Raw genomic sequence first — 21,535 nt, forward strand, 5'->3', positions numbered from 1 at the left:
CTGATCAGCCGCGGAAGGCCGCGGCGGCGGTGAGGAAGGCGTCGTTCGCCTCGGGGGAGCCGATGGACACCCGCGCGCCCTCCCCGGCGAACGGCCGCACCGCCACGCCCTCCACGGCGCAGGCGGCCGCGAAGTCGAGGGTGCGCTCACCGAGCCTGAGCCAGACGAAGTTGGCCTCGGTGGGCGGCACCGTCCAGCCCTGGGAGATGAGCGCCTCGCGGACCCTCGTACGCTCCTTGACCACGTGCTCGACCCGCTCCAGCAGCTCGTCCTCGGCCTTGAGGGAGGCGATGGCCGCGACCTGGGCGAGGTGGTTGACCGCGAACGGGATGATCGTCTTGCGGATCGCCGTCGCCACGGGCTCGTGCGCGACCAGGTAGCCGACCCGCAGGCCCGCCAGCCCGTACGCCTTGGAGAACGTGCGCAGCACGCAGACGTTCGGCCGGTCGCGGTAGAGCGTGAGGCCGTCGGGGACGTCCTCGTCGCGCACGTACTCCCGGTAGGCCTCGTCCAGCACCACCAGCACGTGCTCGGGCACCCGCTCCAGGAACGCCTCCAGCGCGCCCCGGCGGATCGAGGTGCCGGTCGGGTTGTTGGGGTTGCACACGAACACCATGCGCGTGCGCTCGTTGATCGCCTCCGCCATGGCGTCCAGGTCGTGGTCCTCCCCGGCCAGCGGCACCATGACCGACTTCACCCCGGCGAGGTCGGCCAGCAGCGGGTACGCCTCGAACGACCGCCACGCGTAGACGACCTCGACCCCTGGCTCCCCGATCGACTCGAACAGCTGCTGCGCCACCGTGACGGACCCCGCGCCGAGCGCGATGTTGTCGGCCGGCACGCCGAACCGCTCCGCGATGGCCTCCGTCAGCCCGACGGCGCCGGGGTCGGGGTAGCGGTTGATCTGCTTTGCCCCTTCGGCGATCGCCTCGACCACGGACGGCAGCGGGTCGTACGGGGATTCGTTGGAGGACAGCTTGTACGACCGGCCGTCGGGGGTCGCTACGACCTTGCCCGGCTTGTAGGCGGCCATGGTGTCCAGGATGTGGCGGAAACGAGGCATACCCCAACCATATGAGGCCGGGCAGGCCGAGGCATCACCTGCCCGGCGCCGCCGCGGCACCGGGCAGAGAGCGGAAGCGGTCAGACGAGCGAGCGCACCACCACGGTCTGGTCGCGGCCCGGGCCCACGCCGATGGCCGAGACCGGGGCGCCGCTCATCTCCTCCAGCGCCCGCACGTACGCCTGCGCGTTGGGCGGCAGGTCGTCGAACGACTTCGCGCTCGTGATGTCCTCCTGCCACCCCGGCAGCTCTTCGTAGATCGGCACGGCGTGGTGGAAGTCCGTCTGCGTCATCGGGATCTCGTCGTGCCGCACCCCGTCCACGTCGTACGCCACGCATACCGGGATCCGCTCCAGCCCGGACAGCACGTCCAGCTTGGTGAGGAAGTAGTCGGTGATCCCGTTGATCCGGGTCGCGTAGCGGGCGATGACCGCGTCGAACCAGCCGCAGCGCCGGTTGCGGCCCGTGGTGACGCCGTACTCGCCGCCCGTCTGGCGCAGCCACTCGCCGACCTCGTCGGTGAGCTCGGTGGGGAAGGGGCCGGAGCCGACCCGGGTCGTGTACGCCTTGAGGATGCCGATGATCTTGGTCAGTCGGTTCGGCGGGATCCCGGCCCCGGCGCAGGCGCCCCCGGAGGTCGGCGAGGAGGACGTGACGAAGGGGTAGGTGCCGTGGTCGATGTCCAGCAGCGTGCCCTGGCCGCCCTCCAGCAGCACGAACTTGCCCTCGTCCAGCGCCTTGGACAGCACCAGCGAGGTGTCGGCGATATGCGGCTTGAGGCGCTCGGCGTAGGCGAGGTACTCGTCCAGGACCGCCGTGGGCTCGATGCCGCGCCGGTTGTAGACCTTGGTCAGCACCTGGTTCTTCTCGCCCAGGGCGACCTCGATCTTCTTGGCCAGGATGCCGGGGTCGAGCAGGTCCTGGACGCGCACGCCCATGCGGGCGATCTTGTCGCCGTACGCCGGCCCGATGCCGCGGCCCGTGGTCCCGATCCTGGCCTTGCCGAGGTAGCGCTCGGTGACCTTGTCCAGGGCCTTGTGGTGGGGCATGATCAGGTGCGCGTTCGAGGAGATCAGCAGGCGCTCGGCGGAGATGCCCCGCGCGGCCAGCCCGTCGATCTCGCTCAGCAGCACGCCGGGGTCGATGACCACGCCGTTGCCGATCACGGGGACCACGTCAGGCGACAGGATCCCCGTCGGTAGAAGGTGCAGCGCGTATTTCTGGTCCCCGATGACCACGGTGTGTCCCGCGTTGTTGCCACCCTGATAGCGGACGACGTAGTCGACGTCGCCACCGAGCAGGTCGGTGGCCTTGCCCTTGCCCTCATCGCCCCACTGGGCGCCAACGAGAACGGCAGCCGGCATGGTTCAGTCTCCCGTGCACAAAACGAAACCCCTGGCGCAAGCGCGACAGGGGCTCTTGCGTAGAGAGACTACCCGAACGTGCCTATTCGTCCCAAGACAACGAGGGCTAACCCTTTGTGAGTGCCTCGTAGCCCGTCTCGGTGCTGTCCTTGAGGAACTGTACGCACCGCTCGGCCTCGTCCTTCTCGCCGATCGCCTGGGCGGCCCTGGACAGGGCGTACAGGCAGCGCAGGAAGCCGCGGTTGGGCTCGTGCTCCCAGGGGATGGGCCCGTGCCCCTTCCAGCCGCTGCGTCGGAGCGCGTCGAGCCCGCGGTGGTAGCCCGTGCGGGCGAAGGCGTAGGAAGTGACGGCGTGCCCCTGCGCGAAGTACTCTTCCGCGAGCGTGGCCCAGGCCGCCGGGTAGGCGGGGAAACGGGCGGCCACGTCCGCGGCCTTGGCTCCGGATTCGAGCGCCTCCCTGGCCTCGGGCAGATCCGGCAGTTGAGTCGGGGGCGGCCCGGCGAGAAGGTTATCCATAGGACAAGTCATACCCGCCGGGCCCCCGAAGTGGCTACTGATGAGAAACCTGTGAAATGGACTGCCGCTACGGCCCTGACCCGCGACGGCCGTGGAGCGGCAGGCTGATGGGCAGGTTTCTTGTCAGGCGGAGGCTCGTGTCCCAGCGCTCTTGAGGTTCTCGCACGCCTCCACGACGCGCTTGGCCATGCCGGCCTCGGCGCTCTTGCCGTAGGCGCGCGGGTCGTAGGCCTTCTTGTTGCCCACGTCGCCGTCCACCTTGAGCACGCCGTCGTAGTTGCGGAACATGTGGTCCGCGATCGGCCTGGTGAAGGCGTACTGGGTGTCGGTGTCGATGTTCATCTTGACGACGCCGTACGAGATCGCCTCGTGGATCTCCTCCAGCGACGAGCCGGAGCCGCCGTGGAAGACCAGGTCGAACGGCTTGTCCTTGCCGTACTTGGCCGCGACCGCCTCCTGGATCTCCTTCAGCACGCTCGGGCGCAGCTTGACGTGGCCGGGCTTGTAGACGCCGTGGACGTTGCCGAACGTGGCGGCCAGCAGGTAGCGGCCCTTCTCCCCGATCCCGACGGCCTCGGCGGTGGCCAGCGCGTCCTCAGGGGTCGTGTAGAGCTTCTCGTTGATCTCGCCGACGACGCCGTCCTCCTCGCCGCCGACGACGCCGATCTCCATCTCCATGATGACCCGCGCCTTGGCGGACTTCTCCAGGAGCTCCTTGGCGATCTCCAGGTTCTCCTCCAGCGGCACGGCGGAGCCGTCCCACATGTGGGACTGGAAGAGCGGGTCGAGGCCCTTGGAGACCCGTTCCAGGGAGATGTCGAGCAGCGGCCGCATGAAGCCGTCGAGCTTGTCCTTCGGGCAGTGGTCGGTGTGCAGAGCCACCGTCACGGGATATTTCGCGGCCACCACCCGCGCGTACTCGGCCAGCGCCGTGGCCCCCGTGACCATGTCCTTGACGGTCGCGCCGGACAGGAACTCGGCGCCGCCCGTGGAGACCTGGACGATGCCGTCGCTCTCGGCCTCGGCGAAGCCCCGCAGAGCGGCGTTCAGCGTCTGCGATGAGGTCACGTTGATCGCCGGGTAGGCGAATCCGCCGGCCTTGGCCCGGTCGAGCATCTCAGCGTAGACCTCTGGAGTCGCAATAGGCATGATTCATCTCCCTGAGAAGTAACGGCTTCGCGCAGGCCCAGTATCCCGACTCACTACCCCGTGTGGTAGACACAACGCGTTTGTCGCCTCTACAGGTAGGCTCTCGGGCGTGGACTGGCTCTGGAATCTCCTCGACCCGACGTGGTGGCTGACCGTGTTGGGGGCTTTCGCGACGATCGGCGTTCTCGCCATCATCTTCGCCGAAACGGGCTTGCTGCTCGGGTTCTTCCTGCCCGGCGACTCGCTGCTGGTGGCCGCGGGGATTTTCAGCTCGGCCTCCGTGGCTCAGGGAATGGGCATCGAGCCGCTGTCCTTTCCCGTCCTGTTGGTCGGCACCCCGCTGTGCGCCATTGCGGGCGCCCAACTCGGGCATTTCCTGGGGGCCAGGTTCGGCCGCAGGCTCTTCGACAAACCTGATTCGCGGTTGTTCAAGAGGGAGCACGTCGTCAGGGCCGAGGAGTTCTTCGAGAAGTTCGGTCCGGCCAAGGCGGTGATTCTGGCCAGGTTCGTGCCGATCGTGCGCACGTTCATGAATCCCGTCGCGGGCGTGCTGGAGATGCCGGCCAAGCGTTTCTTCCTGTGGAACGTCGTCGGCGGCGTCGTCTGGGTCGAGGGCCTGCTCCTGCTCGGTCACTTCCTCGGCAGCAAGGTCGACCCCAAGCAGATCGACAGGTACATCCTGCCGGGCGTCTTCGTCATCGTGTTCATCTCGCTGATCCCGATCATCGTCGAGGTGATCAAGAAGCGCCGGGAGCACAAGAACCTTCCCGAGCCCAACGGCAAACACCACCGCGTGCGGTACTGAGCCGAGAACCGGGGGTTACCCGGGGTACGCTGCCGACTGTGGGACGCCACAGGTCAGATCCGATGGGCGTCGCCCGCTTGGCGCTCGCCGTCCTCGCCGCGGGCGCCGTGGTGACGCTGCTGGTCATCGGCGGTCGCGCGCTGTTCGGCTCGTTCGGCGCGACGCCGCCCGAACGCGAGCGCGCGTCGGCCGTCACGCCCGGCCCCGCGGCGGAGACCGCCGCGCGGGTGCCGACCGTGCACATCGAGTGCTTGGCCGATACCTGCCCCATCGTCACCGTACGCGTGCCGGGCGGCGACGTGCTGCAGTATCGCGAGATGAGCAGGGGCGAGGAGGTCACCTACTACGAGCCCGAGCTCGACGTCGTGCTCAGCGACGCCGGCACCGTCCGCGTCACCGAGAACGGCGAGCCGCGCGAGCAGGGGAAGGCCGGCAAGCGGGAGGCGTTCACCGTCAAGGCGTCCGGCGGCTGAGGCCCCGCAGTGAGGCCCTGCAGTTGAGGCCCCGCAGTTGAGGCCAAGGCCCTGCAGTTGAGGCCCCGCGCTGAGGCTCGCGGGGCCCCTCGGGTTTTCAGAGCCCGAGGTCGCCCAGGGTGAAGACCGAGCGGTACTCCAGGCCCTCGCCCGTGATGCGCTCCCGCGCGCCCCGGTCGACGATCGTGGCCACGGCCACCACCTCGGCCCCTGCCTCGCGCAGCGCCTCCACGGCCGTCAGCGGCGAGGAGCCCGTCGTGGAGGTGTCCTCGACCGCCAGCACCCGCCGCCCCTTGACGTCGGGCCCCTCGATCCGGCGCTGCATGCCGTGCTGCTTCTGCGCCTTGCGCACCACGAACGCGTCGAGCGTGCGCCCGCGCGCCGCCGCCGCGTGCAGCATCGCGCCCGCGACCGGGTCGGCCCCCAGCGTGAGCCCGCCGACCGCGTCGAACTCCAGGTCGGCCGTCAGGTCGAGCATCACCCGGCCCACCAGCGGCGCGGCCACGCCGTCGAGGGTGATGCGGCGCAGGTCGAGGTAGAAGTCGGCCTCCATGCCGGAGGACAGGATGACCTTGCCGTGGACGACGGCCTTGCTCTTGATCTCGGCCAGCAGGTTGTCGCGATCCGTCATGCGCCCAAGCTTATGGCTCCGCCCGCAGGACCCGTCGCGGCGCCCTCGAACCTCCCGAAGGTAAAGGCGCGGGCGCGGTTTAGTCCCGACGGTGAGTGCGGAATGAATGCGCGGGGCAACCCCGCGTAATCGTGAGGTCACTATGGGTGTCGAAACTCCGCAAAGCGATGCAGAGCTTCTCCAGGCGGTCAGGGCAGGCAACGCCGCCGCCTACGGGCAGCTCTACGAGCGCCATGTCGCCGCCGCCCGCGCGCTGGCCAGGCAGCTCGTCAGGCGCGCCGAGGTCGAGGACGTGGTCGCGGAGTCGTTCACGAAGATCCTCGACCTGGTCGGCCGGGGCGGCGGGCCCGAGTCCGGCTTCCGCACCTATCTGCTGACCGTGGTGCGGCGCACGGTCTACGACCGCTCCAGGATCGAGAGCCGCCAGGTGAGCACGGGCGAGATCGAGGAGTACGACCCGGGAGTGCCGTTCGTCGATCCGGCGCTCGTGGGGCTGGAGAAGTCGCTGATCGCCAAGGCGTTCCTGTCGCTGCCCGAGCGGTGGCGGGCGGTGCTCTGGCACACCGAGGTCGAAAGGTGCAAGCCGGTCCAGGTGGCGCCGCTGCTGGGCCTGTCGCCCAACGGCGTGGCGGCGCTGGCGTACCGGGCGAGGGAGGGGCTGCGGCAGGCGTACCTGCAGATGCACCTGGGCTCGCCGCCGAAGCACGACTGCCGGCCCGTCCTGGGCAAGATGGGCGCGTACGTCCGGGACGGGCTGACCAGGCGCGACGCCAAGGAGGTCGACGAGCATGTGGCCGCCTGCGAGGAGTGCAACGGGGTCCTGCTGGAGCTGAGCGACGTCAACCGCGGCCTGCGCGTCATGGTCGGTCCGCTGGTCACGGGGCCGATCTTCGGCGGGTACGCGGCGGCCCTGGCGAAGTCGGCCGCGGGCGTGGGCGGCGCGGGCGGGCTGCTGCGGGCGTTCGACCGGCTGTGGCGGGCGCCCGGGCCCCAGCGGGCCGCGATGGCCGGCAGCATGGCCGTCACGGTGGCCGTGGCGGCCGGGCTGCTGCTGGCCACCGACCAGAAGCCGATCACGAGGCCCACCGCCGCCGTGCCGGTCGCGGGGCCGCCACCGGTCGCCGGCGAGCCGATGCCGGTGCCCGTGCCGTTGCAGAGCGAGGAGCCCGCGCGGGTGCGGCCGCCGGCCAGGAGTCCGGTCAGGAGCACGCAGCCGGGCCAGGCCCGGCTGCGTGCCACCGTCGAGGCGCTGGGATCGCTCGTACGCGCCCGGCCCGGCATCGTCGGCCTGCGCCTGCGCAACTACGGCGAGGCGCCCAGCGAGGCGCTGACGGCGCTCGTGGACCTGCCCTCCGGGGTGACGCTCGTCCCGCCCGCGCGGCACGACGACCACGACACCGCGGGCACCGTGGACGGGTGGGCGTGCCGCCCCTCGGGGCACGACGCGCGGTGCTCCAGGGCGCCGCTGGCGGCGGGGCAGGGCACGGCTCTGTTCCTGCGGGTCCGGGTGGCGGCGGAGGCGCCGGAGGGCGCGGGCCCGGCCGTCCGGATCGACTCGGGCCCGCTGCACGTCACGGCGAAGGCGGAGGACGGAGTGCGGACGACCGGGGCGCCCGCCAGGTTCGCCACCGACGGGAAGGTGGCCGTCAGGGCGATCGGCAACTCGCTGCTGACCTGCCCCGAGACGGGCGCGGGCTGCTCGGAGGCCAGGCGGCGCGAGCGCGGCCGGCGCGACAACGACCTCTGGCCGATGACGGCGCTCGACCAGGACGACAGCCCCGGCACCGGCGCGTCCAGCGGGGCCGCGCTGAGCCTGCCCAAGGGGAGCAAGGTCGTGTGGGCCGGCCTCTACTGGTCGGCGAGCGCGACGACGGCCGGGCCCATCAAGGTCCGGCCGCCGGGGCAGCGCCAGTACACGCTGGTCAAACCTGACGACGTGGCGCTGCGCGAGCTGCCGTCGGGGCCCGTCTACCAGGCGTACGCCGACGTCAGCGAGCTGGTCGCCGCCTCGCACCGCAACGGCACGTGGTGGGCGGCCGACATGCCCATGGAAGAAGGGGTGTCCCGGCACGCCGGGTGGAGCCTGGTGCTGATCGTCACCGATCCCGCGGAGCCGTACAGCCAGGCCATGGTGCTCGACGCGGCCACCGTGGTCGGCGGGCCGGCACGGCGGGTGCGCATCCCGCTCGGCGGGCTGAGCCCGGCCGCCTCGCCCGCCCGGGTCGAGCTGGTGACGTGGGAGGGGGACGCCGACCTCAAGGGCGACAAGGTCTCCCTCGGGTCCGGCGCGATCGCCCCAGAAAGCGGCGATCGGGACGCCGCGAACGTCTTCGACGAGTCCTCGGCCGGTGCGGCGGAGATGACGTTCGGCGTCGACGTCGACACGGTCGGGGCCGAGCTCGGGGTGGATCCGGGGCTGACGATCGCGACGGACAAGGATGTCGTGCTGTTCGGAGTCGCCGCGTTGAGCGTCCGCGCGCGATCATGACTGTGAACGGGACAAACTGGTACGGTCTGCCTCAATGCTCCGGGGTGGCAGCGGGTCGATGCCGAATCGTCGGGATTAACCCTCGCGCGATCACCAGCTTTCATTACCCTGAGAGAGGGCCGCCGAGTCCGGTCTCTGACGGTGCAGAGCCAGCCAGGACGGACCACCAGGAAAGGGGCGGTGCTAAGTGGATCGCTGTGCGCTGTTCGTGGACGCCGGCTATCTGCTGGCCGATGGCGCGATGGCCGTGCACGGCACGCGTCATCGCGAAGCGGTTGCCTGGGACTACCCGGGGCTGCTCCAGCTGATGACCAGCCTGTCGCGCGAGCGCACCGGCCTGCCGCTGCTGAGGTGCTACTGGTACGAGGCGACGGTCGAAGGCCGCCGCACTCCGGAGCACGACGCGCTGGCCGACATACCGGGCCTCAAGCTCAGGCTGTCGCGCATCCGGCCGGGCCGGCGCGAAGGCGTCGACGCCCAGGTCCACCGCGACCTCATGACCCTCGCCCGCAACAACGCCATCTGCGACGCGGTGGTCGTGAGCGGGGACGAGGACCTGGCCCAGGTGGTGTGCGACGCGCAGGACCTCGGCATCAGGGTCAGCGTGATCCACATCGCCGCCGACGGCGGCTGGGCCGTGTCGCGGTCGCTGCGCCAGGAGTGCGACGACCTGGTCGAGCTGGGCGCCGTCCACCTGCGCCCCTACGTCAGCCTGGTCACGGGCATCACGGAGGCGTCCAACGGGCACCAGCCGGTCAGCAACGGGCAGGCCGCCCATTCGCTGCCGCCCGCCCAGCCGTCCCTTCCCCCGTCGCTGCCCCAGCTGCCGCAGTCCAGCGGCAGCCACGCCGCCGGCTCCTCCGCCACGCCGTCCTCGTCCAACGGGTCCTCGTCCGGGCGCGGGCAGTCGTCCACGCCGCCCGTGCTGCCGACGTACGCCAGCTACCAGCCCGAGCAGCCGCCGGCCACACCCGCGCCGCCGTCCGCTCCGGCGACCGGGCCCATCCAGTCACAGTCGCAGTCGCCCAGCACCGGGCAGTTCGCCAGCCCGTCGTCCAGCGGCACCTACCAGCCTGCCCAGCTGGGGCCGTACACGGGGCCGCAGCCCGCGCCCGTCACCCCGCCGTCCGCCGCCACGGCCGGTGCCACCACGCTGTCGGACGCGGTCAAGTCCGCCCACCGGGAGGGACACGACTTCGGCGAGTCCGTGGCGCGCGACGCGCCCGCGCTGTGGCTGGAGGCGGTGCTGGCGCGCAAGCCGCGCATGCCTTCGGATCTGGAGGCGCGGCTGCTGCAGGGGTCTTCCCTGCCGATCGACTTCCTGCTGCACGACGAGGTACGGCACGCGCTTCGACGCGGCTTCTGGGACGCCTTGGAACGCGCCCGCCACTGACCCCCGCCGGCCGCTCCCGCCACGCTCGCGCACGCGACCTTCCGGCCACAGAATCCCCCGGCTCCGGTATCACGCGCGCCCTCCGGCTCACCAGTCCCGGCCGCCCCAGCACCGACGCCCCGTCCCATCGGCTGCGTCGCGCTGGGCGCTACCGCAGGTCGGCGCGGCGGCCGATGGGCGGGGTCAGGAGAGGGCGTCGAAACCGGCGCGTAGGTGGTTGATGCGGTCCGTGAGATCGGACAGGGGGACGGTGAGGGTCGGGTCCTGGGACTTGCGGGCCAGCTCCCGCACCCGGGCCAGCTCGTCCTCCACCGCCGTCAGCCGCCGCGACAGCTCGGGCAGCACCGAGGCGTGGTCGCCGACCCCCGGCGGCAGTTCGCCGCTCACGCGGTCGCGGAGCAGGGACGACTGCTCGGCCAGCCGCTTGTTCATGTTGTACAGCTCGGTGAACACCGACACCTTCGCCCGCAGCACCCAGGGGTCGAACGGCTTGGTGAGGTAGTCGACCGCGCCGGCCGCGTAGCCGCGGAAGGCGTAGTCGGGCGCGCTGTCCACCACGGTCAGGAAGATGATCGGGATGTTCCTGGTCCGCTCCCGCCGCTTGATGTGCGCGGCCGTCTCGAAGCCGTCCATGCCGGGCATGCGCACGTCCAGCAGGATCAGGGCGAACTCGGTGTTGAGCAGCGCCTTGAGGGCCTCTTCGCCCGACCTGGCGCGGACGGGCACCAGGTCGAGCGAGGAGAGGATGGCTTCGAGGGCGATCAGGTTCTCCTCGCGGTCGTCAACGAGGAGAATCTTGGCGCGATCCGGCATCGATCACGACCCTTCGGCTGCTGAGGCTGACGAGTCGGACATGGACCCGCGCCCGCGGCTCAGCCAGCCGCGCAGGCGTTCGAGCAGGCGGTCCACGTCCACCGGCTTGGGGACGTAGTCGGACGCGCCGGAGGCGATGCTCTTCTCGCGATCGCCCCGCATGACCTTGGCGGTCAACGCGATGATCGGCAGGTCGGCGAACTGAGGCATGCGCCGGATGGCGGAGGTGGTGGCCCAGCCGTCCATCTCCGGCATCATGATGTCCATCAGCACGAGCGCGACGTCCTCGTTTCGTTCGAGCTGCTCGATCCCCTCCCGACCGTTTTCAGCGTAGACGACCGTGGAACCGTGTCGTTCCAGGACGCTGGTCAACGCGAAAACATTGCGGATGTCGTCGTCCACGATGAGGATCTTGGCGCCGCTGAGCGGGTCGTCGCCCTGCCACTGGACCGGCGTCTCCACCGGCTCGACCAGTTCGGGCATCGGCAGGTCGAGCGGCAGCGGCGGCTCCGGCGTGACCGCGGCCGACTCCTCCGTCGGCGCCGTCATCAGCTGGCGGCGGGGCGCGCCGCCGTCGGTGGCGGCCAGCGGGCCGGTGTACGAGGCCGGCAGGTAGAGCGTGAACGTGCTGCCCTTGCCCAGCTCGCTGTCCACGTGGATCTCGCCGCCGAGCAGCCGGGCGATGTCGCGGCAGATCGCCAGGCCCAGGCCCGTGCCGCCGTACTTGCGGCTCGTCGTGCCGTCGGCCTGTCTGAACGCCTCGAAGATGACGTCCCGCTTGTCGGGCGCGATGCCGATGCCGGTGTCGATCACCTGGAAGGCGAGCAGGTCGTCGGCGCCGTGCAGGGTGTCGTCGTCGTAGTCGACCCCGGGTGGCGCCATCGAGACGCGCAGCTTCACCTCGCCCCGCGGTGTGAACTTCACCGCGTTGGAGAGCAGGTTGCGCAGCACCTGCTGCAGGCGCTGCTCGTCGGCGCGCAGCTCCTTCGGCACGTCGGACTCGACGTCGACGCTGAACGACAGCCCCTTGTCCTGCGCCAGCGGCGTGAACGCCGCCTCCAGCAGGTCCACCATCTTCGGCAGCGACACCTGGATCGGGTGGATGTCCATCCGGCCCGCCTCGACCTTGGACAGGTCGAGCATGTCGTTGATGAGCTGGAGCAGCGACGAGCCCGCGCTGTGGATCGTGCGGGCGAACTCCACCTGCTGCGAGGTCAGGTTGCCCTCGGCGTTCTCGGTCAGCAGCTTGGCCAGCACCAGCAGGCTGTTGAGCGGCGTACGCAGCTCGTGGGACATGTTCGCGAGGAACTCGGACTTGTAGCGCGAGGAGACCGCCAGCTGCTCGGCGCGCTCCTCCAGCGTGCGGCGGGCCTGCTCGATCTGGAAGTTCTGGATCTCGATCGCGCGGTTCTGCTTGGCCAGCAGCGCCGCCTTGTCCTCCAGCTCGGCGTTGGACCTGCGCAGCTCCTCCTGCTGGCGCTGCAGCTCGTCGGAGCGCTCCTGGAGCTCCCTGGTGAGCCGCTGCGACTCGGTCAGCAGGTCCTCGGTGCGGGAGTTGGCGATGATCGTGTTCATCGTGACACCGATGGTCTCGACGAGCTGGCGCAGGAAGTCGAGGTGCACCTCGCCGAACGGCGTGAACGAGGCCAGCTCGAGCACGCCGAGCACCCGGCTCTCGAACAGGATCGGCAGCACCACGATCTGCGCGGGCGTGGACTGGCTGAGCCCGCTGTCGATGGTGATGAACTGCGGCGGCACGTCGTCGAGCATGATGTGCCGGCCCTCGGCCGCCGCCTGGCCGACGATGCCCTCGCCGATCGCGAAGCGCTGGCGCGGGCCCCGGTCGGGGCGCACGCCGTACCCGCCGATCAGGATCAGCTCGTGGTCGCCCTCGGGGTCGATGCCGTAGAAGGCGCCGTAGCGGGCCGAGACCAGCGGCGTCAGCTCGCTCATCGTCAGCTTGGCCACCTCGAGCAGGTCGCGGTGGCCCTGCATGAGCCTGGAGATGCGGGCCAGGTTGGACTTGAGCCAGTCCTGTTCCTGGTTGGCCTGGGTGGTCTCGCGGAGGTTGGCCACCATCGAGTTGATGTTGTCCTTCAGCTCCGCCAGCTCGCCCTGCGCCTCGACGGCGATCGAGCGGGTCAGGTCGCCCCGGGCCACGGCGCTGGTGACGGTGGCGATGGCGCGCACCTGCGTGGTGAGGTTGCCGGCCAGCTCGTTGACGCTCTCGGTGAGCCGCTTCCAGGTGCCCTCGACGCCCTCGACCCGGGCCTGGCCGCCCAGCTGCCCCTCGGAGCCCACCTCCCGGGCCACTCGGGTCACCTCGGAGGCGAACGACGACAGCTGGTCCACCATGCGGTTGATGGTGGTCTTCAGGGCCAGGATCTCGCCCTGGGCGTCCACGTCGATCTTGCGGGTGAGGTCGCCGTTGGCCACGGCCGTGGTGACCTCGGCGATGTTACGCACCTGAGAGGTCAGGTTGTTGGCCATGAAGTTGACGTTGTCGGTGAGGTCCTTCCAGACGCCCGAGACGCCGGTCACCCTGGCCTGGCCGCCCAGCTGGCCCTGCGTGCCCACCTCGCGCGCCACTCGGGTGACCTCGTCGGCGAAGGAGGACAGCTGGTCCACCATCGTGTTGAGGGTGTCCTTGAGCTGGAGGATCTCGCCCTGCGCGTCGACGGTGATCTTCTTCGACAGGTCGCCCTGGGCCACCGCCGACGACACGGCCGCGATCTGGCGCACCTGAGAGGTCAGGTTGTTGGCCATGAAGTTGACGTTGTCGGTCAGGTCCTTCCAGACCCCCGACACGCCGCGCACCTGCGCCTGACCGCCCAGCTGGCCCTCGGTGCCCACCTCTCGGGCGACTCGGGTCACCTCGGAGGCGAACGACGACAGCTGCTCGACCATCGTGTTCATGGTCGACTTGAGCTCCAGGATCTCGCCCTGGGCGTCCACGTCGATCTTGCGGGTGAGGTCGCCGTTGGCCACGGCCGTGGTCACCTGGGCGATGTTGCGCACCTGGTATGTCAGGTTGTTGGCCATCGAGTTGACGTTGTCCGTCAGGTCCTTCCAGACCCCGGAAACGCCCTTCACCTCGGCCCGGCCGCCCAGCTTGCCCTCGGTGCCCACCTCGCGGGCGACTCGGGTGACCTCGTCGGCGAAGGAGGACAGCTGGTCCACCATCGTGTTGAGGGTGTCCTTGAGCTGGAGGATCTCGCCCTGCGCGTCGACGGTGATCTTCTTCGACAGGTTGCCCTGGGCCACCGCCGTCGCCACGGTCGCGATGCTGCGCACCTGGGAGGTGAGGTTGTTGGCCATGAAGTTGACGTTGTCGGTGAGGTCCTTCCAGACCCCCGAGACACCGGTCACCTGGGCCTGGCCGCCGAGCTGGCCCTCGGTGCCCACCTCGCGGGCGACCCGGGTGACCTCCTCGGCGAAGCCGGAGAGCTGGTCGACCATCGTGTTGACGGTGTTCTTCAGCTCGAACATCTCGCCCACGGCGTCGACCGTCACCTTGCGGCTCAGGTCACCCTTGGCCACCGCGGTGGTCACGACCGCGATGTCGCGCACCTGCGCGGCCACGCGGGACGACATCGTGTTGACGGCCTCGGTGAGGTCGCGCCAGCTTCCCGACATGCCGCGCAGGTTGGCGCTGCCGCCCAGCCGGCCCTCGGTGCCGGCCTCGCGCGCCACCCTGGTCACCTCGCTGTTGAACAGCGCGAGCTGGTCGACCATGCCGTTGATGGCCTTGCCCAGGCGGCGCACCTCGCCCCTGGCCGACCGGTCGAGGTCGATCCGGCGCGACAGGTCGCCCTTGGCGACCGCGTCGATCACGTCGGCCGCGCCGCTCACGGGGCTCACCAGGGCGTCGATCAGCTGGTTGACCGACTCGACGCTCTCCGCCCACGCGCCGACGCCCGGCCCGGGCGTCAGCCGCTCGCCGAACCGGCCCTCCTTGACGACCTCTTTACGAACGCGCACCAGCTCGTTCGCCAGGTGCTCGCGGCGGTCGGCCACTTCGTTGAGCAGCAGCCGGACCTCGCTGAGGATCCCGGGAGGCGCATGTGGGACCCGACGCCGGAAATCACCATCACGCCAAGAGAAAAGAGTCTCGAGGATGGGAATGAGATCCGACTCGGTGTACGTCCTCTCCTCCGGGGTTGGCGCGGCCTTGGCCGTGGTCATGGGGCCTCCTTCACTCGCGGCGGGCTCCGGCGAGTGATTCAAGTCTGTCACGATGAGTAGCTCTGAGTCCTGTCCTTGGATTTACCCCAAGTCAGCAGTAAGTGTGGTAGGCACGGTGGGATGACTGCTTCTCCCCATGCGGTGCTCGCTGCGACCTTCGCGCCGGGCGAGACCGCTGTGACGGCTGCGATGAGGTTCACGCGCGAAGTGATGACCGCGTGGGCCACCGGCGGCGTGCTCCATACCGCCGAACAAGTCGCTGGGGATCTGGCCGAACAGGTCGCTGACGAGCCGTTTGAGGTGATCTGGAAGCATCTCGGGGATGCCGTACAGGTAGAACTGAGGCAGCGAAGCCTCTCCCAGGGTGATCCGAAAGCTCCTTCCGCTAACGTCGAAGAGTGGGGAGTCACCTTCACGGGTGATTCCCGTGTCCATTGGGCTAGGCTCACGCTACCTGGCTCCCAGGACAGGGTGGCAGCCGAATGGCTGGAGGAGAGCGCCCGAGGGCCGCACTGGCTCGGGTTTCTCGCCGACGCGAGTGACCTGCTCGCGGGCACGCTCGACCCGGACATGGTACCTGCCATCATCGCCCAGGTCGTAGTGCCGAGGTTGGCCAGCTGGTGCGCCGTCTACACCTCCGACAACTACGGGCCGATGCGGCTGGTCTACCTCTGGCACGCCGACGAGGCCAGGATCGACGGGCTGCGCGAGCAACTCGCCGACATGGACGTCGACGCCGCCGACGCCAGGGTCACCTCGACCGTCCATCTGGCCGACTCCCAGGTGCTCGCGGTGCCGCTCATGGCGCGCGGCCGGGGCCTCGGCATGATGTGCCTGGGCCGGTCCGACCGCTTCCCCGACGACGTCATCCAGTTCGCCGAGGACATCGGCAGGCGTGCCGCGCTGGCCATGGACAACGCCCGGCTCTACGCCCAGCAGGCCGCCGCCAACCGGGCGCTCCAGCGCAGCCTGCTGCCGCCCAACGAGCCCGAGGTCCCCGGGCTCGACTACGGCGTCATCTACGAGCCCGCCGGCGAGACCAACGAGGTCGGCGGCGACTTCTACGACCTGTTCAAGGCGGGCGACGACTCGTGGCGGTTCGCCATCGGCGACGTGTGCGGCACGGGCCCCGAGGCCGCCGCCGTGACCGGGCTCGCCCGCCACACGCTGCGGCTGCTGGCCCGCGAGGGCTATGGCGTGGCCGCCGTGCTCGGGCGGCTCAACCAGGCGATCCTGGAGGAGGGCGAGCGCGCCAGGTTCCTCACGCTGCTGCACGGCGACATCACGCCCGTCTCGACCGGGCTGGAGGTGCGCCTGGTGTCGGCCGGGCACCCCGAGGCGCTGCGGCTTAGGCCGAGCGGCAAGGTGGAGGCCGTGACCACGCCGCAGTCGCTGCTGGGAGTCTTCCACGAGGTCATGTTCGAGGCCGACACCGTGCACCTGGAGCATGGCGACGTGCTGCTGGCGGTGACCGACGGGGTGACGGAGCGGCGCTCGGGCGGACGGCTGCTCGACGACGACGGCGGGCTGGCCAAGCTGCTGGCCGAGTGTGCCGGGCTGTCGGCCAGGGCGGTGGCCGAGCGCATCCGCAGGGGTGCGGCCGAATTCGCCTCGGAGCCGAGCCAGGACGACCTGGCCATCGTGGTCCTGCGCGCCCGCTAGCACGCTCAAGCACGCCTCCCGGTGACAGCGTCGGCACATGCTGTCACCGGGAGAGTCTGACGGTCAAGTCCGTCGGTCAGAGAAATTTTTACAGTGTGTCAAATGTCACTGTGGTTCAGATGCTTCCTGGCGAATTCGAGCTGGAGCGCGGTCTGCGCGATCCGCTCCGCCACCACGAGCGAGCCGCCGATGGCGTCGTACATGTAGACCTCGTGCTCGCGCCCGTGCTCGGCCAGCTTGGCCACGTACTTCTCGATCTGGCGCAGCGGGCAGCGGCTGTCGTTCTCGCCCGCGAGGATCAGCAGCGGGCTCTTGACCTGATCGACGTAGGTGATGGGGGAGCTGGCCGCGTACTGCTCCGGCTGCTCGTCGGGTGAGCCGCCGAGCAGCGCGCGATGGTAGGCGCGCAGGCTCTCCGCCTCGTCCTCGTACGAGGTCTGGTGGCAGGCGATCGGCACCGCCGCGATGCCGGCCGCCCACAGGTCCGGCTGGGTGCCGAGGCCGAGCAGCGTGAGATAGCCGCCCCAGGCCGCGCCGGCCAGCACGATCCGCTCCGGGTCGGCGATGCCGCGATCGACCACGACCTGGCGTACGGCGGCAACGTCGGCCAGCTCGATGTGCCCGACGTCGCCGTGCAGCGCGTCGCGCCAGGAGGAGCCGTACCCGGTCGAGCCCCGGTAGTTGACCCGCACCACCGCGAACCCCGCGTCCACCCAGGCCGCGACCTCCGGCGAGAACGCGTCGCGGTCGTGCGCCGTCGGTCCGCCGTGCAGCAGGAAGACCGCCGGGTACGGGGCGACGCCCGTCTCGGGCTTGGACACCAGCGCGTGGATGCGGCCGCCCTCGCCCTCGACGTCGATGTCCTCGACGGGGACGCTCGGCGGGGCGGGCGGGCCGCCGGGATTGACCACGACCTGGCCGCTGCTGGAGCGGATGATCGGCGGGCGCGAGGCGCTGGACCAGGAGTACTCGACGTGGCCGCCGGGCCGGGGGGCCGCCTCGTCGATCACGCCGTGCGGCGTGTCGATGAGCGTCAGGCCGCCGCCCGCGAGGTCGTAGCGGTGCATGTGCGTGCGGGCGCGGTGGTCGCGCAGGATGAGCAGGCCACGGCCGTCGTCGTACCACTCGGCGTTCAGGTCGCCCGGGTCCTTAAGCCAGATCTCGCGCTGCTCGCCGCTCACCGGGTCCCAGACCAGGAGCCCGTGGCGCTGGCGGCGCTCGTGCAGGGCCAGCAGGCGGCGGTCGCCGACGACGGGGGCGAAGCGCAGGCCGGTGACGCCCTTGGTGGGCCCGTCGTACAGCTCGCTCACCGTCTCACCGCTCTGGCGGACGACGCGGAGCGCGGGGTGGCGGAAGTCGCCGTACTCGCCGTGGTTGATCGCGATGAGCGAGCCGTCGAGGGACATGTCGGCCACCCATGCGGCCTCGGTGTGCTCGTACAGGAGCGTCGCCGGGCCGCCGACGCGGACGACATGGATCCTGAACGTGCCCTCGCTGGCCATGCTGATCGCCGCGACGCCCGTCGTGGACAGGGCGATGCCGCCGGGCTGGCCCGGCGGCAGGTCGGGGGCGACCGGCTCGTTGGGGCCGCCGGCGAACGGCTGGCGCCACCACACGCCGAACTCGTCGCCGCCGGTGTCGGCGAACCAGTAGATCCACTGGCCGGTGGGGTCGATGGCGGCGTACGCGGTGCCCTTCGGGCGGTCGGTGACCTGGCGGACGGCGCCGGTCACGCGGTCCCAGGCGTAGACCTCCCAGGTGCCGGTGGCGTTGGAGCGGTAGATGGAGCGGTTGGGGGCCTGGCGCGCCCAGGACGGCAGCGTCATGCGCGACGCGCGGAACCTGGCCTGCCAGCGTTCCTCCGCCTTCATCCCGTGCGCCCCCTCCCATTGAGGTCCCGCGCCTCCGGGCGCGGGATGCCGTCCAGTATTGCGCGTGTTCCGACGAAAAACTCAGGGAATGTGGGGGAATTTCGGACTAAATGCCCCATCAGTAACACCAGTCCCACATGCCCGTCAAGGAACGGGTCTTGATCGGGGTACGGGCTCGAAGATAGACACGTGAAACGCGGCGTGCGTTGCTCCTTTTTGCTGACCTTTCATGACATTTCGGGAGATAAATCCCGCTATTCGCCTGTCAAGCTCGGCCGCGTCGGTATGCCACGCACTCGGGCCCATCCCGACCACCTGGGCGATGTCGTCATGCCCCAGCTCCATCTCGAACTCGACCGAACGCCGCTCCACCTCGTCGAAGCCCTCCAGGCTCCGCGCCAGCCTGCGCTCCTTCTCGTCGTCCACGGAGAGCAGCCCCAGCTCCTCGACCAGCGGGCTCAGATGCCGCGCCGCCGGCGTCACGACCACGGCGACGCCGCCGGGCCGCAGGATTCTCCTGAACTCGGGCCCGTTCCTGGGCGCGAACACGTCCATCACCACATCGGCCACCCCATCCCTGATGGGGAGCGGACGCCACACGTCGGCCACGAACGCCCCTGCCCTGGGATGCACCCGCGCCGCCCGGCGTACAGCGTGCTTCGACACATCGAACGCCATCCCGATGCCATCGTTCACCGCGTCCAACGCGGCCGCCAGGTAGTGCCCGGTGCCCGCGCCTGCGTCGACGATCAACGGCGCGGCCCTGCCCTCCGCGCGACGATCGCCGTCGATTTCCGGCTCGTACGCGGGACCCGTTGATCCAGCGCCGTAACCGGCCTCCACTCCCGCCCCACGGTACGCCCTCAGCCCCGTGCCGTCATTCGTTTCGGTGGAGTACTCACGTTTTGCTGGAACGTTCTTGTCGCACGCGTACTTTCGTACGGTTTCCGCTACCGCGTCGTGCAGTGGCGCGTAGTGGCCCGCGTCGAGAAATCGCGCCCGCGCGGCCACCATCTCGGGGCTGTCGGCGGTTCCCGGGGGTTTGTTGCCGACCAGGAGGCTCACGTAGCCCTGCTTGGCGACGTCGAAGGCGTGCCCTTGGGCGCACCGCAGCGCGCCGACGTCGAGCCGGAGGGCGGCTCGGCAGACGGGGCACGCTAGGTATTCGACGATATCTGCCAGCATGCCGCCCATTCTGGTCCACCACCCGGCCCCCCTTCCCACGGGGCGGGGCCGCATCGTGGCACCGTGCTCCCGACGCGCGCTTGAGGGGGCGTCCCTGGGGGGCGGTGCGGGTGGCTGGGCGCCGTGGTGTTGCGCCGGGCTCCCCCGTCCCCCTGCTCGCCGACGCGGCGCGCTTGAGGCGGGGTTGGACGGAGGTGTGCGTCCCCTTGAGAGCGGTGCGGGTGGGGAGAAGGGATTCAGGGGGTTAGGCGGCGGCTGCTTCGAGGAGGAAGGCGGCGTTGGAGGGGGTGGAGCGGAGTTTGCCGACGAGGATCTCGAGGCCCTGCTGCTTCTCCAGGGCGCTGAGCATGCGCCGCAGCCGCCACACCACCTGCCGCTCCTCCGTGTGCAGCAGGATCTCCTCCCGCCGGGTCCCCGAGGCGTCCAGGTCGACGGCCGGGAAGAGGCGCCGCTCCGCGAGCTCGCGGACGAGGTGCAGCTCCATGTTCCCCGTCCCCTTGAACTCCTCGTACAGGTTGTTGTCCATCCGCGACCCCGTGTCCACCAGGGCGGTGGCGAGGATGGTGAGGGAGCCGCCGCCCTCGACGTTGCGGGCGGCGCCGAAGAAGCGCTTGGGCGGGTACAGGGCCCCGGCGTCGATGCCGCCGGTGAGGACCCGGCCGCCGCCGGGCGCCAGGTTGTTGTACGCCCGCCCCAGCCGCGTCAGCGAGTCGAGCAGCAGCACGACGTCCTGGCCGGACTCGACGAGCCGCTTGGCGCGTTCGACGGCCAGCTCGGCGACGGCGGTGTGGTCGCGGTCGGGGTGGTCGAAGGTGGAGTAGAAGATCTCGCCGGAGATCGTGGCGCGCATCTCGGTGACCTCTTCCGGCCGCTCGCCCACGAGGAGGACCATGAGGTGCACCTCGGGGTGGTTGCGGGTGATCCCGGCGGCCAGCGCCTGCAGGACCATGGTCTTGCCGGCCTTGGGCGGCGCGACGATGAGGCCGCGCTGTCCCTTGCCGATGGGCGCGAAGAGGTCGATGACGCGCGTGCTGAGCGACTCGGTCTCGATGTGGAGCCGCTCGGTCGGATGTACGGGTGTCAGCTCGGCGAACCTGGGCCGGCCGCGCCACTGCGCGGCGCCGTTGACCGAGGTGACGCCGGCGAGCTTGTTGCCGGCGAACGACGCGACGACGTGGTCGCCGGGCCGCAGGTCGAACTGCCGTACCTTGTCGGGCGTGAGGCGCATGTCGCCGGGTCCGGGGAGGTGCCCGGCCCGGAGGAACGCGGATTTTTCGCGTACGTCCAGGAGGCCCTCGACCTGGCGGACGGGAACGTCCGCACGCTGCTCAGGAATGTGTACAGACATGGTGAAACCCCTCTGGGGGAATGCGCCGGACCAGCCCGAAAGCGGCCGGGCGCGGTGCGGAAAGAAAGGAAGCCGGGCCCCTTGAGAGAACGGGGCGAGACTCAGATGAAGATCGGCGGAGCGCAAGCTCGACGCCTGGTGGCAAGATACCACACCATCTGGTCCAGTAAACGCCTAGCCCTCTTGGGCTATTCCCGGACCGTTCTCGGAGTTTCTCCCACGGACGTGGGCAGGGGGACGTGACAATGTTCTTCTCGGCACCGTACTGCGAGGACAATTACCGCACCCGGTGTGCCGGAGGGCATACGGCCCCCGTCGAAGCAGCGCCATCGTGTCAAGTGACATGCAGGATCCCTGCAACTCGGTGAGGGTTCCATAGAACCAACAGAAACTCCTTGGGGGAGCACCATGAAGACCGTCAACCACTGCCCGCGGTGCCACCACGAGCTCGACGAGGGCCCGATCATGTACAGGTGCGCGCACTGCTGCCGCGCCGTCTATGCGGCCGACATCGAGAACGAGTTCGTCCCGCGCCAGCAGCAGGTAGCCGTAGCCGCCTAATCTGGGCGAGTGCCCCATACATCTATA

The 21,535-nt window shown here is 70.1% G+C and carries 17 protein-coding genes; 6 read left to right on the plus strand and 11 right to left on the minus strand.

Annotation, left to right across the window (positions count from 1 at the left end):
• Positions 1–4: 4 nt before the first annotated feature.
• The 4 genes from hisC to fbaA all read right to left on the minus strand — a co-directional run bounded on the left by hisC (position 5) and on the right by fbaA (position 4,093).
• Complete coding sequence (gene hisC, locus ACFKCF_RS18215) at positions 5–1,063, minus strand: histidinol-phosphate transaminase (RefSeq protein WP_394494964.1); 1,059 nt, start codon at positions 1,061–1,063, stop codon at positions 5–7.
• A gap of 80 nt (positions 1,064–1,143) precedes the next feature.
• The gene (locus tag ACFKCF_RS18220; protein WP_394494965.1) at positions 1,144–2,427 is read right to left on the minus strand and encodes an adenylosuccinate synthase; all 1,284 of its coding nucleotides are present in this window, start codon (positions 2,425–2,427) and stop codon (positions 1,144–1,146) included.
• A gap of 106 nt (positions 2,428–2,533) precedes the next feature.
• Entirely contained in the window at positions 2,534–2,944 is a 411-nt protein-coding gene (locus tag ACFKCF_RS18225) for a DUF3151 domain-containing protein (protein ID WP_364851981.1), read from the minus strand.
• A gap of 123 nt (positions 2,945–3,067) precedes the next feature.
• Positions 3,068–4,093: a class II fructose-bisphosphate aldolase gene (gene fbaA, locus ACFKCF_RS18230; protein WP_394494967.1), complete on the minus strand. Its 1,026-nt coding sequence runs from the start codon at positions 4,091–4,093 to the stop codon at positions 3,068–3,070.
• Positions 4,094–4,202: 109 nt separating this feature from the next.
• Between fbaA and ACFKCF_RS18235 the strand changes: the two genes are divergently transcribed.
• Both ACFKCF_RS18235 and ACFKCF_RS18240 read left to right on the plus strand, forming a co-directional pair.
• Entirely contained in the window at positions 4,203–4,898 is a 696-nt protein-coding gene (locus ACFKCF_RS18235; protein ID WP_394494968.1) for a DedA family protein, read from the plus strand.
• A gap of 62 nt (positions 4,899–4,960) precedes the next feature.
• Positions 4,961–5,371 (plus strand): hypothetical protein, encoded by a 411-nt coding sequence (locus ACFKCF_RS18240; RefSeq protein WP_394494970.1) that lies wholly within the window; start codon positions 4,961–4,963, stop codon positions 5,369–5,371.
• Between the two features lie 97 nt (positions 5,372–5,468).
• Here ACFKCF_RS18240 and pyrE read toward each other — a convergent pair whose 3' ends face one another.
• Positions 5,469–6,002 carry an orotate phosphoribosyltransferase gene (gene pyrE / locus ACFKCF_RS18245; protein ID WP_394494972.1) on the minus strand — a complete coding sequence of 178 codons (534 nt, stop codon included), beginning with the start codon at positions 6,000–6,002 and terminating at the stop codon, positions 5,469–5,471.
• 142 nt (positions 6,003–6,144) lie between these two features.
• On the opposite strand from pyrE, the gene ACFKCF_RS18250 reads away from it, so the two are divergent.
• Together ACFKCF_RS18250 and ACFKCF_RS18255 are read left to right on the plus strand one after the other, a co-directional pair.
• Complete coding sequence (locus ACFKCF_RS18250; RefSeq protein WP_394494974.1) at positions 6,145–8,490, plus strand: sigma-70 family RNA polymerase sigma factor; 2,346 nt, start codon at positions 6,145–6,147, stop codon at positions 8,488–8,490.
• Between the two features lie 187 nt (positions 8,491–8,677).
• Positions 8,678–9,883: an NYN domain-containing protein gene (locus ACFKCF_RS18255; protein ID WP_394494975.1), complete on the plus strand. Its 1,206-nt coding sequence runs from the start codon at positions 8,678–8,680 to the stop codon at positions 9,881–9,883.
• Between the two features lie 183 nt (positions 9,884–10,066).
• On the opposite strand, the gene ACFKCF_RS18260 is transcribed toward ACFKCF_RS18255, so the two are convergent.
• The 3 genes from ACFKCF_RS18260 to ACFKCF_RS18270 form a co-directional block, all read right to left on the minus strand.
• Entirely contained in the window at positions 10,067–10,696 is a 630-nt protein-coding gene (locus tag ACFKCF_RS18260; protein WP_394494977.1) for a two-component system response regulator, read from the minus strand.
• Between the two features lie 3 nt (positions 10,697–10,699).
• The gene (locus ACFKCF_RS18265; RefSeq protein ID WP_394494978.1) at positions 10,700–14,881 is read right to left on the minus strand and encodes a HAMP domain-containing protein; all 4,182 of its coding nucleotides are present in this window, start codon (positions 14,879–14,881) and stop codon (positions 10,700–10,702) included.
• Positions 14,882–14,962: 81 nt separating this feature from the next.
• Positions 14,963–15,316 carry a hypothetical protein gene (locus ACFKCF_RS18270; RefSeq protein ID WP_394494979.1) on the minus strand — a complete coding sequence of 118 codons (354 nt, stop codon included), beginning with the start codon at positions 15,314–15,316 and terminating at the stop codon, positions 14,963–14,965.
• A 36-nt stretch (positions 15,317–15,352) separates the two neighbouring features.
• On the opposite strand from ACFKCF_RS18270, the gene ACFKCF_RS18275 reads away from it, so the two are divergent.
• On the plus strand, positions 15,353–16,543 hold the full coding sequence (locus tag ACFKCF_RS18275) for a PP2C family protein-serine/threonine phosphatase (RefSeq protein ID WP_394494981.1): 1,191 nt from the start codon (positions 15,353–15,355) through the stop codon (positions 16,541–16,543).
• Between the two features lie 98 nt (positions 16,544–16,641).
• Here ACFKCF_RS18275 and ACFKCF_RS18280 read toward each other — a convergent pair whose 3' ends face one another.
• From ACFKCF_RS18280 to rho, 3 genes are all read right to left on the minus strand, one after another.
• Positions 16,642–18,414: a S9 family peptidase gene (locus ACFKCF_RS18280; protein WP_394494983.1), complete on the minus strand. Its 1,773-nt coding sequence runs from the start codon at positions 18,412–18,414 to the stop codon at positions 16,642–16,644.
• Positions 18,415–18,558: 144 nt separating this feature from the next.
• Positions 18,559–19,608, minus strand: coding sequence for a putative RNA methyltransferase (locus ACFKCF_RS18285; RefSeq protein ID WP_394494984.1), 1,050 nt, complete (start codon positions 19,606–19,608; stop codon positions 18,559–18,561).
• Positions 19,609–19,843: 235 nt separating this feature from the next.
• The gene (rho, locus tag ACFKCF_RS18290; protein WP_394494986.1) at positions 19,844–20,947 is read right to left on the minus strand and encodes a transcription termination factor Rho; all 1,104 of its coding nucleotides are present in this window, start codon (positions 20,945–20,947) and stop codon (positions 19,844–19,846) included.
• 408 nt (positions 20,948–21,355) lie between these two features.
• On the opposite strand from rho, the gene ACFKCF_RS18295 reads away from it, so the two are divergent.
• A complete protein-coding gene (locus ACFKCF_RS18295; protein ID WP_387572230.1) occupies positions 21,356–21,508 on the plus strand; it encodes a hypothetical protein in 153 nt (50 codons plus the stop codon).
• Positions 21,509–21,535: the final 27 nt, after the last annotated feature.

Origin of the sequence: Nonomuraea sp. JJY05 (assembly GCF_043496855.1) — a bacterium.
Taxonomy (GTDB): domain Bacteria; phylum Actinomycetota; class Actinomycetes; order Streptosporangiales; family Streptosporangiaceae; genus Nonomuraea.